Source organism: Kribbella sp. NPDC056345 (genome assembly GCF_042262745.1).
Lineage (GTDB): Bacteria > Actinomycetota > Actinomycetes > Propionibacteriales > Kribbellaceae > Kribbella.
Map to the genome: position 1 here is coordinate 562,468 of NZ_JBHJQQ010000001.1, position 14,230 is coordinate 576,697.

General features: G+C 66.9%; 12 protein-coding genes. 8 read left to right on the forward strand and 4 right to left on the reverse strand.

Annotated elements, in window-relative coordinates; translation table 11 throughout:
• The first annotated feature begins 14 nt into the window (after positions 1-14).
• A complete protein-coding gene (locus ACFCV3_RS02590) occupies positions 15-1,025 on the forward strand; it encodes a saccharopine dehydrogenase NADP-binding domain-containing protein (protein WP_376025426.1) in 1,011 nt (336 codons plus the stop codon).
• Here the strand turns inward: ACFCV3_RS02590 and ACFCV3_RS02595 are convergent.
• The gene (locus tag ACFCV3_RS02595) at positions 1,003-2,907 is read right to left on the reverse strand and encodes a protein-arginine deiminase family protein (RefSeq protein WP_376025428.1); all 1,905 of its coding nucleotides are present in this window, start codon (positions 2,905-2,907) and stop codon (positions 1,003-1,005) included. The genes ACFCV3_RS02590 and ACFCV3_RS02595 overlap by 23 nt on opposite strands.
• Before the next feature lie 94 nt (positions 2,908-3,001).
• Here ACFCV3_RS02595 and ACFCV3_RS02600 point away from each other — a divergent pair, with 94 nt between their 5' ends.
• The gene (locus ACFCV3_RS02600; protein ID WP_376025430.1) at positions 3,002-4,048 is read left to right on the forward strand and encodes an erythromycin esterase family protein; all 1,047 of its coding nucleotides are present in this window, start codon (positions 3,002-3,004) and stop codon (positions 4,046-4,048) included.
• A 21-nt stretch (positions 4,049-4,069) separates the two neighbouring features.
• Here ACFCV3_RS02600 and ACFCV3_RS02605 read toward each other — a convergent pair whose 3' ends face one another.
• On the reverse strand, positions 4,070-5,737 hold the full coding sequence (locus tag ACFCV3_RS02605; protein WP_376025432.1) for an alpha/beta fold hydrolase: 1,668 nt from the start codon (positions 5,735-5,737) through the stop codon (positions 4,070-4,072).
• A gap of 119 nt (positions 5,738-5,856) precedes the next feature.
• Here ACFCV3_RS02605 and ACFCV3_RS02610 point away from each other — a divergent pair, with 119 nt between their 5' ends.
• The 4 genes from ACFCV3_RS02610 to ACFCV3_RS02625 all read left to right on the forward strand — a co-directional run bounded on the left by ACFCV3_RS02610 (position 5,857) and on the right by ACFCV3_RS02625 (position 8,892).
• Positions 5,857-6,192, forward strand: coding sequence for a PadR family transcriptional regulator (locus ACFCV3_RS02610; RefSeq protein ID WP_376025434.1), 336 nt, complete (start codon positions 5,857-5,859; stop codon positions 6,190-6,192).
• Complete coding sequence (locus ACFCV3_RS02615; protein WP_376025436.1) at positions 6,189-6,923, forward strand: hypothetical protein; 735 nt, start codon at positions 6,189-6,191, stop codon at positions 6,921-6,923. The genes ACFCV3_RS02610 and ACFCV3_RS02615 overlap by 4 nt, the downstream gene beginning before the upstream one ends.
• A gap of 9 nt (positions 6,924-6,932) precedes the next feature.
• Positions 6,933-7,676 (forward strand): DUF4184 family protein, encoded by a 744-nt coding sequence (locus tag ACFCV3_RS02620; RefSeq protein WP_376025438.1) that lies wholly within the window; start codon positions 6,933-6,935, stop codon positions 7,674-7,676.
• A 97-nt stretch (positions 7,677-7,773) separates the two neighbouring features.
• Positions 7,774-8,892, forward strand: a complete 1,119-nt coding sequence (locus ACFCV3_RS02625; protein ID WP_376025440.1) for a serine hydrolase domain-containing protein — start codon at positions 7,774-7,776, stop codon at positions 8,890-8,892.
• A 9-nt stretch (positions 8,893-8,901) separates the two neighbouring features.
• Here the strand turns inward: ACFCV3_RS02625 and ACFCV3_RS02630 are convergent, their stop codons facing one another.
• Together ACFCV3_RS02630 and ACFCV3_RS02635 are read right to left on the reverse strand one after the other, a co-directional pair.
• The gene (locus tag ACFCV3_RS02630; protein WP_376025442.1) at positions 8,902-9,558 is read right to left on the reverse strand and encodes a GntR family transcriptional regulator; all 657 of its coding nucleotides are present in this window, start codon (positions 9,556-9,558) and stop codon (positions 8,902-8,904) included.
• 11 nt (positions 9,559-9,569) lie between these two features.
• Positions 9,570-10,577 carry a 1-aminocyclopropane-1-carboxylate deaminase gene (locus tag ACFCV3_RS02635; RefSeq protein WP_376025444.1) on the reverse strand — a complete coding sequence of 336 codons (1,008 nt, stop codon included), beginning with the start codon at positions 10,575-10,577 and terminating at the stop codon, positions 9,570-9,572.
• 293 nt (positions 10,578-10,870) lie between these two features.
• Between ACFCV3_RS02635 and ACFCV3_RS02640 the strand changes: the two genes are divergently transcribed.
• Together ACFCV3_RS02640 and ACFCV3_RS02645 are read left to right on the forward strand one after the other, a co-directional pair.
• Positions 10,871-11,452: a hypothetical protein gene (locus ACFCV3_RS02640; protein ID WP_376025446.1), complete on the forward strand. Its 582-nt coding sequence runs from the start codon at positions 10,871-10,873 to the stop codon at positions 11,450-11,452.
• Positions 11,449-14,229, forward strand: coding sequence for a hypothetical protein (locus tag ACFCV3_RS02645; RefSeq protein ID WP_376025448.1), 2,781 nt, complete (start codon positions 11,449-11,451; stop codon positions 14,227-14,229). The genes ACFCV3_RS02640 and ACFCV3_RS02645 overlap by 4 nt, the downstream gene beginning before the upstream one ends.
• Position 14,230: the final 1 nt, after the last annotated feature.

The window sequence follows — 14,230 nt, forward strand, 5'->3', positions numbered from 1 at the left end:
GCCAGACTCGACACATGACGCAAAGAATCGCCGTGTACGGCGCTACTGGGCACACCGGCCGCTTCGTGGTGGCGGAGTTGATCCGGCAAGGCTTCACACCGGTCGTGTCCGGCCGCGATGCCGAGGCCTTGAAGACGCTGTGGCCCGATTTCGAGGCCCGCCCGGCCACCGTGGACGACAGCCACGCACTCGATGCCGCTCTGATCGGCGTGGCCGCGGTCATCAACACGGCAGGTCCGTTCGCGCTGACCGGCGCGGCGGTCTCGGCCGCAGCCGTCCGCGCCGGGATCCCGTACGTCGACGTGGCCGCGGAGATCGAGGCGAACGTCGACACCTTCGCGGCGCACCGGGATGCGACGACCCCGATCGTGCCCGCGATGGCGTTCTACGGCGGACTCGGCGACCTTCTCGTCACCGCCGCACTCGGCGACCGGACCAGCGCCGACGAGGTGATCGTCGCGTATGGACTCAGCAGCTGGCACCCGACACCGGGCACCCGGACCGCCGGCAAGATCTCTCACGACCGGCGGAACGGACGGCGGGTGCGCTTCGCGGACGGCGAGCTGCAGTACCACGAGGACCAGCCGAGCCAGGAGGACTGGCCGTTCCCCGAACCGCTCGGCACCCGCCGCGTGATCAAGGAATTCACCATGGCCGATGTCGTCACGATCCCCAGCCACCTCGACGTACCGAGCATCCGAACCGCCATGACCCTCGAGGCCGCTGGCGATCTGGCCCAGCCGGACACCCCTGCGCCGAAGGCTGTCGATGACGAAGGCCGGTCCGATCAGACCTTCGTCATCGACGTCCTGATCCGCACGCCCGAGGGTGAGCTGCGGGCGTCCGCCCACGGCCAGGACATCTACGCGATCACCGCGCCCCTCGCAGTAGGCGCCGTACGGCGTCTGCTCGCAGGTGAGGGCCGTGCGACGGGCGTGGCATCGGCCGGGGCGATGTTCGACCCGGCCGACTTCCTCAATGAGCTGGCGCCCTATCTGACGGTCACATCCACCAACGGTTCGTGAGGCTGTCCCGCAGGGTGTTGGTGGCGCAGTGGATCTCACCCTCGGAGACGTGGGTGCTGGTCAGATCGTTGACGTAGGTGACCTGGTAGCCGATCTTCCGGAAGGCCTTGGTGATCGCCTCCGCGAACAGATCCTTCCCACCGAGGACCGGACCGAACGGCTTCGGGGCAACGTAGTGGCCGGCGTTCAGCACCAGCCCATTGACCGTGCCGGGCACCTCGGCCACACCGTCGCGCATCGCGTTCAGCTCAGCCCGCTTCGCTTCCTTGGCCGGCCCCTCCGGCATCGAGCGGACCGTGGTCTCGAGCATGCCCCAGTCGAGCGAGCGCGCGGTGTAGAGAGCCGGGACGCGAACCAGGTCGGCCTCGGTCAGCCCGGTCTTCGACCGCAGTACGTCGAGGTTGGCGCGGATCCGCTCGGCCGCCCGCTCGTTGGTCTCGACGAACTGCTTGTCGGCGAGGAACTCGTTCGTCGTCCGCTGGTCGATGCGCTCGTCGTACGGCCACTGCAGTGGCGGCAGGTTCCCGTGCAGCTTGTCGCCACCCCGCCCGGCCTTCTGCACCTGATCGAGCAGCTTCAACCCAGCCGTCGGATCCGCGACCACGGCCTTCCAACCGAGCCGGCTGCCCGGTACCGGGACGAACTGGATGAACTCGTCGACATGCCCGATCGTCAGCCACGAGGTGTCGAGTGAGATCGGATCCTGCAGCCCCTGCGACTTCAGCAACGTGAGCATCTCGGGCGCCGGACCGGTCTGGCCCGGCGCGAATCCGTCGCCGCCGATCACGACACGGCCGTTCGGGTACGACGAGGTGGCGGGAATCGTTTCGAGATTCCCCATCGAGTCGTAGCTGCTGTTCTCGGTCGGGGTCGGAACGTGTTCGACGTGGATGCCGCCGATGTCCGCACCGGCGAGCTCGGTGAACATCACCCGGGAGGCGACCCGGCGGTCGTCGTTCACCGAACCGATCAGCAGCTTCATCCCCTGCGGACGGCCGTCGGGACCAGGAATCGAGGTGTAGGCCGGCTCGAAGATGTCCTGCGCCCACTGATCACCACTCAGGTCGAGCTGCCGCAAGCTGCCACCGGCCTTCTTGGTCACCACGGCAGCGTCCGCCCGCCACTGCTTGCCCTCGGCATCGTCATCGGAGGTCGTCCCGGTGATGACCTGCTCGAGTTTCTGGGTGTTGAGCTGAGTCAGTACTGGCGCCTCCCGCATCGTGACCGTGCTCGACCCACGACCGGTGACGGTCAGCGTGACATCGATCGTGCCGTCCCACACGGCAGTGTCACGGATGATGTCGCGCCCCTCGATACCCAGCTCGGCACCACGTCGCAGTTCCTCCGCGGTCAGCCGAGTCTTCGGCGTCACGAGCTCCCAGGTACTGCGCTTGATGAACAGATGCACCCGATCCGGCTGCGAGATCCGCAGCGAACCAACCGCCGACTTCGGCACGGTTGGCTGAGGGATCGTGTGGATCCGCGCCAGATCGAGTGCATCCTTGCTGCCGTTCACCACGGTGTCGGCAGCGTCATTGCAGGCCGCCAGTTCGCGGTCGGCCAGGTTCTGCTTCTGACGGTGCGTTCGGACGAGCTCCTGGTACAGCCGTTCGGCCTCCTCCTTGTCGGGCAACTTCTCCAGCTCTTCACGACGCTTGGAGAACGCGTCGTCGTTGGCGGCTTCCCGATCGACCGCATCGGCGGCGACCTTCTTCGCCGACGCGTGACAGCGGCCGGTGTCGTCATCGAGGTTGGCCAGGAACAGACCACGCGGCGTATCCGTGCGGAGTCCGGCGTACGTCGTACCAGCGGTGGCGGCCAGTGGGGCTCCGAGCGCGAGCGCCCCGGACGTGGTCAGGAACAAGAGTGTGCGAGCAAGCATGCGGTCATGCTCCCGGCCGCTTGTCAGGGAGTTGTCCGCGTCGCATCCACATCTGATCCGGATCAGTGACCCAATACAGTCGTATCATAAAAGCATGAGATCGTCCGTGCGTTCGTGGATTCGCGAGACCGCTCTCGAGCTGCCTGATCCCGGCGACGGCACCGGTTGGGACACGGCGCTGCGGTCGTGGTTGCCGAAGCTCGCCGAGGTCCGCGTGGTCGGGGTCGGGGAGGCGACCCACGGGACGCGAGAGTTCTTCCAGCTCAAGCACCAGCTGTTCCGCTACCTCGTGAAGCACGCCGGCTTCCGGGTCTTCGCCATCGAAGCCTGCGCCTCGGAGGCACCTGCTGTCGACGCCTACGTCCGCGGTACCAGTCGCGAGAATGGGCTGGCCCAGTTGGGCTTCTGGACCTGGCAGACGGAAGAGGTCCTGGCCCTGCTCAATTGGATGCGGGAGTACAACGACGGACTTCCGTACGACGAGCAACTGCAGTTCGTGGGTGTCGATCCGCAGATGCCGAACCTCTCGATCGAGGCGGCCGAATCGTTGCTGGAGACAACGACTGGCCCCGAGGCCGAGTTGATCCGGCAGCATCTCGAAGTCCTCAAGGCACCCGAGGCCGTCCGGACCGCGGAGCAGGCGGCCAAGTCGACGTACGCCGTCCGCGACCGGCTGATGGCCGACGCCGTCGAGAAACTGAGCCAGGACGCCAAGGTCTTCTTCTGGGGTCACAACGGCCATATCGCCGCCAAGCCCTACCTGCCGGGCGCCCCGAGCACCGGCCAGGTCCTCCACGAGCGGCTCGGAGCGAGCTACTACGCCGTTGGCCTGCTCTTCGGCCGCGGTTCGCTCCGGGCCTTCCGAGGGATGCCGACGAAGAAGGCTGAGCCAGCTGTCATCCGGACCGGTCGCCCAGTCCCCTGGTCGGCCGAGGCGGCGCTGGGCCGGGTGCTACCCGCCGGCTGCCACCTCCTCGACCTCCGAGACGCTCCGGACTGGTTCACCGAGGACCGCTGGACGAGATCCTTCGGAGCCGTCGCCACCGGCCGGCCCGTCTTCAACTTCGGCTTCACCAGCCTGTCCACGGCGTACGACGCCATTGCCTACCTGCCGGAGTCGACACCGTCCCGCCCGTTGTGACCGACTCCGGCAGGCACGACGTCAGTGCCGCCAGGCGGACTTGCTCTGGGCAACCAATGCGGCGGCCCGATCGGCGAGTGAGCCGGTCGACCGGTTCGCCGCGGATGCCCCCGCCGTACCGTCAGCCGGTACGTCGGGCCGTGGCGCGCCGTCGCACGTACTGCGCGATCCCGGCAGGATGCCGTTGATCAGGTAGTCGTCGATCTTCTGCGTGGCACAGGGGTTTCTGCCGTACTGCCCGTGGCTGCCCTCGTCCTTGACCGAGACCAGGTTGTTGTTCAGCGCGGACGCCAACGCGGGCGAGCCGTCGTACTGCGTGGCCGGGTCGTACTCGGCACCGATCACCAGACCGACCGGGTAACCCTTGCGCTTCAGCTCGACCGCCTTCTCCTGTGGCTTCCACTTCGCGAAGGTGCAGTTGGTCGGCCCGGCCGTGATCGCACCCGGACCGTACGGGTACTTCTCGCGGAAGATCCGCATCTGCTTCTCGTAGGTCTTCGGGTCCTTCGACCAGGGCACCTCACACGACACCGTCTCGAAGACCCCTTGGTAGGTCTCCTTCGCGTTGCCGTACACCAGCTTGAGCGCCTTGCCCGCATCACTGCTCAACGCGCGCTTGCTGTCCGGCGCGTTCGCGGCGTCGCGGACCAGACCGAGCAGCTCCGCCGCCAGGTCCCAGAACGGCCGATACCCCGACCCGCCGAGGATGAGGTCGAGGAAGATTCCGTCGACATCTGATGATCCCTGCCCCGGAATCGGCCACGGGACCGGTTTCGCGACGAGCTTCTTCCGGAGCGCCTCCATGGTCGCCGTCACCTCGGCGAGCGTCTTCCCGAAGTGGTAGCGGCTGTCGCGCTCGGCCAGCCAAGTCGCCAGGGCCTCGTAGTTCTCCTTGGCCGACACCGAGATCTGCTGGGCCTGCTCGTACCACAGCCAGTCCGGGTGCATCGCGGCGTCGAGGACCGAGCGGTTCAGCTTGCCCGGGAACAGCGAGCCGTAGACCGCACCGAGGTAGGTGCCGTAGGAGAACCCGAGGTAGTTGATCTTCTTCTCGCCGAGGACACCGCGGATGACATCCATGTCGCGGGCAGTGTTCGCCGTACTGACGTACTTGCGGATCCCGCCGCCGGCCGCCTCGCAGGCCTTCTCCCGCGCCTCCGCGTCGGCAAAGATCTGGGCGAACTGGTCGTCGGTCGGCCTGGTGTCCCCCTCCCACTTCTGCTCTGGAATCTCACACTGCAGCGGGGTGGAACGCCCGACACCGCGCGGGTCGAAGCCGATCAGGTCGAACGGACCGGCGATCTTCTGCTCGGCCATCCCGTTCGGCATCGTCAGCCCGTCACCGCCGGGTCCGCCGGGGTTGAGCAGGAGCACACCCTGCCGGCGGTCCGGGTCGGCCGCCTTGCGCCGGCTGATCGCGATCGACAGATCGCCATCGGACGGCTTCTGGTAGTTCATCGGTACGACGATGGTCGCGCAGTCCAGCCCGGCCCATTCCTTCTCCCACTCGTCCTTCGGCCAGCCGGGTGGCGGCGTACCGGCCTCACAGGCGGCCCAGTTCACCTTCTGGTTGTAGTACTTCGCCAGGTTCGGTGCACCGCTTGCCGGCACCACCATCAGGGATCCGGCCGCAATGGCCATTCCGGCTGTCAGGCCCACGACTCGCGCCAACCGTGGTCGTCGTCTCATCAGCTTCCTCTCTGTTCACGGAACGTCAAGAGGTGGTGACGCTAGCGACGCGGCCGTGTGGTGGTGATCAGCGGCAGATAGGGATCCTGTGAAGGTTCCGGAACCAGTAATCTGAGCGAATGACCGATCGCGGGATGCAGGAACTGGCGTTGCTGTTGCTGACAGCCCTCGCGAACGAGTCCCGCCACGGCTACGCGATCGCCCAGGAGGTCAAGGCGATCACCGACGGCCGGGTCGCACCCCGGACGGGCGCTCTGTACGGCGCTCTCGACCGACTGCTGGCCGACGGCCTGATCGAGGTCGAGCGGGAGGAGGTCGTGGGTGGGCGGGCACGCCGGATCTTCACCCTCACCTCGACGGGGCGCGAACGCCTGGAGACCGAGGCCGAGCGACTGGCCGCCACAGCGCGGGAGATGCGCCGGCGACTGGCCGGTGGGACTGCGCCGGCCACATGAGGCTGTACCCGGCTCGCTATCACGCCGCCGCTGAGATCCTCGATGTGCATCGCGACATGACAGCCGGCCTGTCATGGCCGGCACGGGTGCGCGCGGACGCGGACCTGCTCGCGCACGCCCTCCGGGTGCGACTCGGACTCGACTCCGCCTCGACCGGTGGCCGATTCTTCGAGCTCGCGGCGCCCTTCGCGCTGGCCGTCACAGCGGCGTACGGCGGTATCCACTTGATGAGCTGGTACGCCGGGGTCGTGCTCTCGCCCGGTTCCACCTGGAGCCAGCTCGTGACGATCGATCCTCGGCACGGGCTGAACGTGCTGTTCCTGGTGTTGATGTGTGCCGGCGGAATCGTTGCCCTGTTCAAGCATTCGCGACTCGGTGCCGTGCTGGGCCTGCTGGGTTTCGCCGCGGACTGGACGGTCTCCCCCGGTCTCTACGACTCCCCGCTGCAGGCGGTCGCCGCCGTACTGACTGCACTTGTCATCGTCGCCTGCCCGCCGGATCGGCGTCGGCGATCGGCGGCCGCCGGAGCTCTGGCTGCGCTCGCCTGGTTTCCCTCTGCACTGGTGCTGACCAGGGGTTTTGTGATCAGCACCGACTACGGCGCATGGCCGCTCCTGGCTCTCACCCTGACCGGCATCGTCTGCTACGCCCGCCCTTCAGGTCTCCGCCCGCTCGCCGCACTGGCCGCCGCCTCCCCACTCTTCCTGGTGCAGGCCGCGATTTCCCTATAGTCCGTTGAAGTGACTATTGTCGTCGGCATGCCCTTCACCCTGGCCCACCCGGCCGCAGTGCTCCCGCTGCTGCGCCACCCCTTCGTTCCAGCGGCACTCATCACCGGATCGATGGCACCCGACGCGCCGTACTTCCTGACCGCGGTGGGCATCAGGTCCACCCACGCCGGCGACTGGTACGGATCGTTCCTGAACGCGACCACCACCCACTCGCTCGCCGGGCTACCGATCGACCTGTTCTACGCCGTCGTCCTGGTCGGAGCCTATTGGTTGCTTCGGGCACCGATCACCGCCCTCGGCCTCACCCTCCCGAAACTCGAGCGCCCAAATGTCTTGTGGCTCATCGCTTCCGCCCTGATCGGCGCCGCCACGCACTTGCTCTGGGACTTCCTGACGGACACCCGATTGCTGCAATACATCAGCACGGCATTCGGCCTACTCGCCGTCGCCTGGTTCACCTGGAAGCACCGCATTGCACTGCGAACTCCCGATGACACGACACCTCGCCTCAGCCCCACCACACGCCGTACAGTCATCGGCCTCCTGGTCGCCGTTCCACTCCTGGCCGCCGCCGTCCTGGTCCCCGCCGACTACAACGACTACCAAGCCGCCAGCGAGACCTGGACAGGTATCGCCGAAGGTGTGCTGACCGGCGCCGTCAAACGGGCTGGGGCAGCCTTTGTGCTCGCTCTCCTGGTCTATGCCGTTGCTAGCTGGACCACCAGGTGGACAGTTTCCGCGAGGTGGGGTTAGCCCTACCTCGAAGACTCCGGCTGGCCGGATGGTGCGGCGGGCGTTGAGTTTCTAGCGTTTGGGGTGTTCACACAACGCCCATCGCAAGGAGTCCCCGATGTTCACATCACGTCGTCGCCGGTTCGGTCTGCTGGCCGCGTCTGCGGTTGCTGTCACTGCACTCGTCGGCACCACCGCGGTCTCGGAGGCCGCCCCTCGGAGCGAGGTGCAGTACAGTCTGGACGCTCTGGTTCAGGGTCCGAGCTTCCCGGGCGCGATCGCGACCGTGCGGGATCGGGCCGGCAAGGTTCGGACCTACACCGCCGGGCCGGTGCCACGGGCGAGCCGGGTGCGGATCGGCAGTAATACCAAGACATTCACGTCCGTTGTCGTCCTGCAACTGGTCGGTGAGGGCAAGGTCGGTCTCGATCAACCGGTCGAGAAGTACCTGCCTGGAATCGTTCGCGGCGACGGTATCGACGGCCGCAAGATCACCGTCCGCCAGCTCCTGCAGCACACCAGCGGCATCCCGGACTACGACGAGATCTTCGGCAGCGGCGACTACCTGCCCTTCCAGCACACCTACTGGGAGCCCCGGCAGATGGTCGACGAAGGCCTACGGAAGAAGGCGCTGTTCCCGCCCGGCACGAGCTGGGAGTACAGCAACACCAACTACATCCTCGCCGGGCTGATCATCCAGAAGGTCACCGGCCGCCCGGTCGGCGAGGAGATCACCCGACGGATCATCGAGCCCATCGGCCTGCGTGACACCTACTGGCCGGCGGTCGGCGACGAGCGGATCCACGGCCCGCACCCGACGGCGTACTACAAGACCACGCCCGACGGCCCGGCGACCGACGTCACCGAGCTGGACCCGTCGATGGGCTGGGCCGCTGGTCAGATGATCGCCACACCTGGCGACCTGAACCGCTTCTTCAGTGCGGTGATCAACGGCAAACTGCTGAAGCCCGCCCAACTGAGGGAGATGCTGCGGACTGTGCATGCCCCCGACATGGACGTCAACGGCGACGGTGAGTACGGGCTCGGCATCGCCAAACTTCCCTTGTCCTGCGGTGGATTCGCCTGGACGCACGGCGGTGACATCCCCGGTTTCGAGACCCGGAACGCAGTCACTCCGGACGGTCGCGAAGCGGCCCTCGCGGTCACGGCGATGCCGACCACGATGGACGACGCCAAACGGGTGGCCAAAACCCTGGACACCGCACTCTGCAGCTGAGTCCTGGCGCTAGAGCGAGGCAATCAGCGGTACGAGCGTCAGCCAGTTCGCTCGGGCGGCTTCGGCAGCAGCCTCCGCGTCTCCGGCTGCACAGAGTTCGACGATAACGTTGTGCTGGGCAACTGATTCGCGACCGCTGAGGGAGCTGAAGCGGAGCCGCTCGATCCGGCGCAGTGCCGGGGTGTACTGATCGAGGACCGCAGCGACGGCCTGGTTGGCACTGACCCGGACCGGAACGGCGTGGAAGTCGTCGTCGCCCTGAAGGGCGGCGTCGACGTCTGCGGCCTGCAGAGCGGCCGCGAAGCGGTCGTTGGCAGCGCGCATCTCGGCAAGGTCGGCCGCACCCAGGTGTGGAACGGCCTCCCGGACTGCCAGCTCGTGCATGGCCGCAGTGACCAACTGGGCCTCACGCAGGGCGCGGGCGTCGAGCGGGCTGACCATCGTGTAGCGGCCGGGCTTGGTCTGCACGAGACCGGCCTGTTCGAGTCTGGCCAGTGCCTCGCGGACCGGCGTACGACTGACACCGAGCCAGTCCGAGAGGTCTGCGTCGTTCAGGCGTTCGCCGGGCGCGAGCTCACCTTTGACGATCGCGTCGCGAATCGCCCGGTAGGCGTCCTCACGCAGCAGCGAGCGCGGGACGACCGCACGTTCCTTCGGCACCGGCATGCGACCGAAACCTACCGGAAGAGTCCGCTGTAGGCGTTCAGAGCGGGCTGACCACCGAGATGCGCGTACAGAACATTCGAGTCCTTGCCGATCTCGCCGTCCCGGACAAGGTCGATCAGAGCGGCCATCGACTTCCCCTCGTAGACCGGGTCGATGATCATCCCCTCCAGCCGGCCGGACAGCCGGATCGCATCCAGCGTCGACTGCACCGGTACGCCGTACAGGTCGCCGGCCCAGCCTTCGAGCACCGTGATCTCGTCGTGGCGCAGGTCGCGGCCGAGGCCGATCAGCTCGGCGGTCGACCGCGCGATCTTCTCCACCTGCGCATGGGTCTCGGCAAGCTTGGCCGACGCGTCGATCCCGAGCACCCGCCGCGGCCGGTCCTGCCCGGCGAACCCGGCAATCATCCCGGCGTGCGTGCTGCCGGTGACACTGCAGACGATGATCGTGTCGAAGAAGACCCCGAGTTCGCGCTCCTGCTGCTCCACCTCGTACGCCCAGTTGGCGAACCCGAGACCACCAAGGCGGTGGTCCGAAGCACCGGCAGGGATCGCGTACGGCGTACCGCCATCAGCTCGTACTTCGTCGAGGGCCCGGTGCCAGCTGTCCTTGAATCCGATCCCGAACTCGGCGTCCACCAACTTGACCTGCGCACCCATGATCCGGCTCAGCAGGATGTTGCCGACCTTGTCGTTCACCGGGTCCGGCCAGTCCACCCAGCTCTCCTGCAGCAGCACCGCCTTCAGCCCGACCTTCGCCGCCACGGCCGCCACCTGCCGGGTGTGATTCGACTGCACGCCGCCGATGGTGACGAGCGTGTCCGCCCCCTGCGCCAGCGCCTCCGGGATCAGATACTCCAGCTTGCGCGTCTTGTTCCCGCCGTACGCCAGGCCGCTGTTGCAGTCCTCGCGCTTGGCCCACACCCGCGCCCCACCCAGGTGCGCGGTCAGCCGGTCCAGCGGGTGAATCGGGCTCGGCCCGAACAACAACGGATACCGCTCGAAGGCGTCCAGGCTCATCTCTCACTCCTCAGCGATGTGCAATATATCGCATATTGCATCGCATGAACCCGCTGTTTGTCCAGGAGCCGGAGGGTGCAAAAGGCGTTCAAACACTTGAGTTTCTGGGGTTTTTCGGTGCTTTGGGACACATTTGCGAGTCCCTGGCGACTCGGTATCTCTCCGGCATTGCCGGGAGCGGTTACCGCCTGGTAGGAACGTCCATCAGCTTCGTACTGAACGGTAGTTCAAGTACGTGAATCTTGGATTTTCCGGAGGGGGTCCCGGAGTCCGACAGTGAGGTGGAGGACTCAATGCAGCGCAGTACCTTGCTATGCGGTGCTCTGCTGGCCGTGGTCGCGGGTCTGTTGTGTCTGGTCGGGGAAGCGCTCGGTCTGGACACGCAGCATGTGGCACTGGTCGGCGGCGCCCTGGGGGGTGTGGTGGGGCTGGTGCAGGAGCGCACCCCGGCCCAGCGAGCGATCGGGTTCCTGATCGGGCTGTTCGTGGCCTGGCTCGGGTTCGCCGTACGGGCGCTTTACCTGCCCGACTCGGCTTCGGGGCGCGCGGTTGCCGCGGTCGTCGTGGTGGCGGTGTGCGTCGCGTTCGCCGCGGGTTCGGGGAACCGGCTGCCGTTGTGGACGTTGCTGCTCGGCGCGGCCGCGATGGTGGCTGTGTACGAGGAGAGCTACACCGCCGACAGCCCGGCGTTCCTGGCGCAATCGCCTTCGGCGGCGACCGGCGTACTGCTCGCGGCCGGGATCGGGTTCCTGGCGACCTCGCTCCAATGGCCCGGCCGAACGCCTGCCGCAGCTCCGACCGAGGCTCCGCCTGCGGATGACGAGCCCGAAGCACCCACCCGAGAGTTCGCCACCACCGAAGGAGAGCGTCCGTGACCGCCCGCCGGATCACCCGGGGACTGGCTGCCGTCGTCGCCGTCCCCACCGTCTTCGTCCTGACCACGTCACCGGCCCTGGCCTCGGCCACCGCCGACCCGGTCACGATCACCAACACCGAGACCGTGCAGGCCCGCCTCGACCCGAGCGGCAAGGTCGACACCGCCCGCATCTATGAGCAGCTCGCCCTGACCGGCAACGGCAAGGTCAAGCTCACCAACCCCGTCTCCACCAAGGGCCTCCGCAACCTCGACAGCTGGGGCGGTTACTCGGTCAAGGACGGCAAGATGGCCGTCGACACCACAGTGGACGGCGAACAGCGCCTGCGCACAGTCAGCGACTTCGACAAGAAGAAGCTCCCGATCAAGGTCGCCGTCACCTACACCCTCAACGGCAAGCAACTCAAGAAGCCCAGCGACGTCGTAGGCAAGAAGGGCCGCCTCGAAGCCCACTACGTAGTAGAAAACACGTCGGCCCGCTCCGAACCAGTCACCATCACCGACGGCTACGGCAAACAGGTCACCGAACAGGCCGACGTAGTCATCCCCATGGTCGGCCAACTGACGACGGTCCTGCCCCCCGAATTCGGCAACGTCTCCTCCAACGAGGCGAACAAAGCAGGCGACGGCAAGGGCGGCACCAAACTCAGCTTCACAGTGACGCTCTTCCCCCCGGTAGGCGCAGCCACCGCCGAATTCGGCTGGTCAGCCCAGGTCAAGGACGCCATAGTCCCCGAAGCCGAACTAACCGCCCTCCCAGTCAGCCCCCTAGACAGCCCCACCTTCAAAACCGCAGTCACGGGCTACGAAAGCGGCGCCGAAAAGGGCACCGACCTGGTCGACGGCGGCACCGAACTAGACGCCAACCTCATCAAACTCCGCGACGGCTCCCAAAAACTCCTCAGCGGCCTACTCCAACTCAACGCCGGCGCGAAGACGCTGAACGAAGGCCTGGCCGACAAAGCCGCCCCCGGAGCCACCAAACTCTCCGGAGGAGCAGCCCAACTGGCCGGCGGCCTAGCCGAACTCGACACCGGCGCCTCTCTGCTCCGCACCAAAACAGGCGAAGCCGCCGACGGCGCGGACAAGATCAACGCCGGCACGGGCAAGCTCGCCAAAGGCACCAAGGATGCGAGCGCCGGAGCCAACAAGCTCGCGAAGGGCGCCAAGGATGCGAGCGCCGGTGCAGACAAGTTGGCCAACGGCCTGAAGGACCTGAACGCTGGAGCCGGCCAACTGAAGACCGGTACTGGAAAGCTCGCGACCGGGCTGAACCAGGCCACTGGCAAGGCACCTGCCTTGATCGACGGACTGAACAAGGTCAGCGGCGGCCTCAAGGGCGTCCAGGACGGACTGACCCAGATGTACGGCGGCGTGGGCCAACTGCCCGACAAGGCCGAGGCTCTGCACACCGGTGTCGCCCAGCTGCGGGCCGGGATCGGCTCGGTCAACTCTGCCGGCACTCTGCTCGGCGGGCTGGAGCGCCTGAAGGACCAGCTCGCTGCGTCCGGGCCTGGCATCGACAAGATGCGTGGCGGCGTGTACTGCGCGTCCGATGCACTCAAGGCGGTAAGCAACGGCAAGCCGGTCGGCACCTACTCCGAGGAGTGTTACGGCGCCGCCGCCGCACAGCTGAACGGTCCGGCCGGAGCACTGAACACCGGCCCGGAGACCAACGCGGTCAAGAAGCTGATCCTGGATTCGGTGATCGCCAAGATGGGTGATCTCGACGACGGGCCTGGCGACCTGGACTCGCCGTTGCCCGAGTCCGCCAAACTCCAGGTCGCGCTCGCCTATCTGAAAGGCCGGTTGACGCAGCGCGCCGTACCGGGCCTGGCGCAACTCGAGTGCGGGCTCGACAACCGAGTCTCGGGATGCCCGGACTCGAAGCCGGGCCTCAGCCAAGGGCTGGCAGCGTTGGACGCCGGGATCACCCAGCTGGTGTCCGGCGTGGTGACCAATGTGCAGGGCGGCATCGGAACACCGAAGGACACTCCCACCAACAAGACGTTGCGAGGTGGGATCAATGGGCTCCAGGAGGGCGTCGGCCAGATTCAGGCTGGTGGCAAGACACTGCTGGCCGGCCTCACCCAGCTGTCGGACGGGGCGGACCAGCTCGACGGCGGTATGGGGTCACTGGCGACCGGGAGTGGGCGGCTCGCCACCGGAGCCGGAGCGCTTGCCGACGGCAACAGTCAGCTGAAGACAGGGGCTGCGAAACTCGCCACCGGCAATGGGCAGCTCAAGGCCGGAGCCGGGGTGCTGTTGAATGGGACCACGCGGTTGGACAACGGGCTGTTCCTGCTTTCCGATGGATCCCGCAAGCTCGCCGACGGAGTCGGCAAGGCCAAGGACGGGTCGGATCAGCTAGCCACGGGGTCCAAGGACCTTGCGACGGGTATCGGGTCGGCCGCTGAAGGGTCTGGGAAGTTGGCGGATGGGTTGACCACGGCTGCGGATGGGGCGACGGCGATTCCGGACGGAGCTGGGCGGCTTTCGACGGAGGGGTCTCAGGTTCTGAAGAAGAAGGGTGCTGATACTGCGCTCGACTTTGGGCGGCGGTACGGGATGTTGGCGGCTGCTGCCAACCGGGCCAAGGCTGAGGGGATGCCTTATGGGGCTCCGGAGGGCGCTGCTAGTGCTACTGCCTACTCACTGAAGTTGGCGGGGGCTACTGGTGAGGGTGGTCGGAGCTGGGTTCGGTTGTTGGCGGGCTTGGCGTTGTTTGCGGTGGCGGTGGGTGCGACGGGGATGATCCGTCGGCGCGCTCGGCACTGAC

Bases quoted from the DNA above. Each gene is read 5' to 3' on its own strand.
- ACFCV3_RS02625 (WP_376025440.1), top strand. From the start codon at position 7,774: ATGTTCACATCACGTCGTCGCCGGTTCGGTCTGCTGGCCGCGTCTGCG.
- ACFCV3_RS02635 (WP_376025444.1), bottom strand. From the start codon at position 10,577: ATGAGCCTGGACGCCTTCGAGCGGTATCCGTTGTTGTTCGGGCCGAGC.
- ACFCV3_RS02605 (WP_376025432.1), bottom strand. From the start codon at position 5,737: ATGAGACGACGACCACGGTTGGCGCGAGTCGTGGGCCTGACAGCCGGA.
- ACFCV3_RS02610 (WP_376025434.1), top strand. From the start codon at position 5,857: ATGACCGATCGCGGGATGCAGGAACTGGCGTTGCTGTTGCTGACAGCC.
- ACFCV3_RS02630 (WP_376025442.1), bottom strand. From the start codon at position 9,558: ATGCCGGTGCCGAAGGAACGTGCGGTCGTCCCGCGCTCGCTGCTGCGT.
- ACFCV3_RS02590 (WP_376025426.1), top strand. From the start codon at position 15: ATGACGCAAAGAATCGCCGTGTACGGCGCTACTGGGCACACCGGCCGC.
- ACFCV3_RS02595 (WP_376025428.1), bottom strand. From the start codon at position 2,907: ATGCTTGCTCGCACACTCTTGTTCCTGACCACGTCCGGGGCGCTCGCG.
- ACFCV3_RS02600 (WP_376025430.1), top strand. From the start codon at position 3,002: ATGAGATCGTCCGTGCGTTCGTGGATTCGCGAGACCGCTCTCGAGCTG.
- ACFCV3_RS02615 (WP_376025436.1), top strand. From the start codon at position 6,189: ATGAGGCTGTACCCGGCTCGCTATCACGCCGCCGCTGAGATCCTCGAT.
- ACFCV3_RS02640 (WP_376025446.1), top strand. From the start codon at position 10,871: ATGCAGCGCAGTACCTTGCTATGCGGTGCTCTGCTGGCCGTGGTCGCG.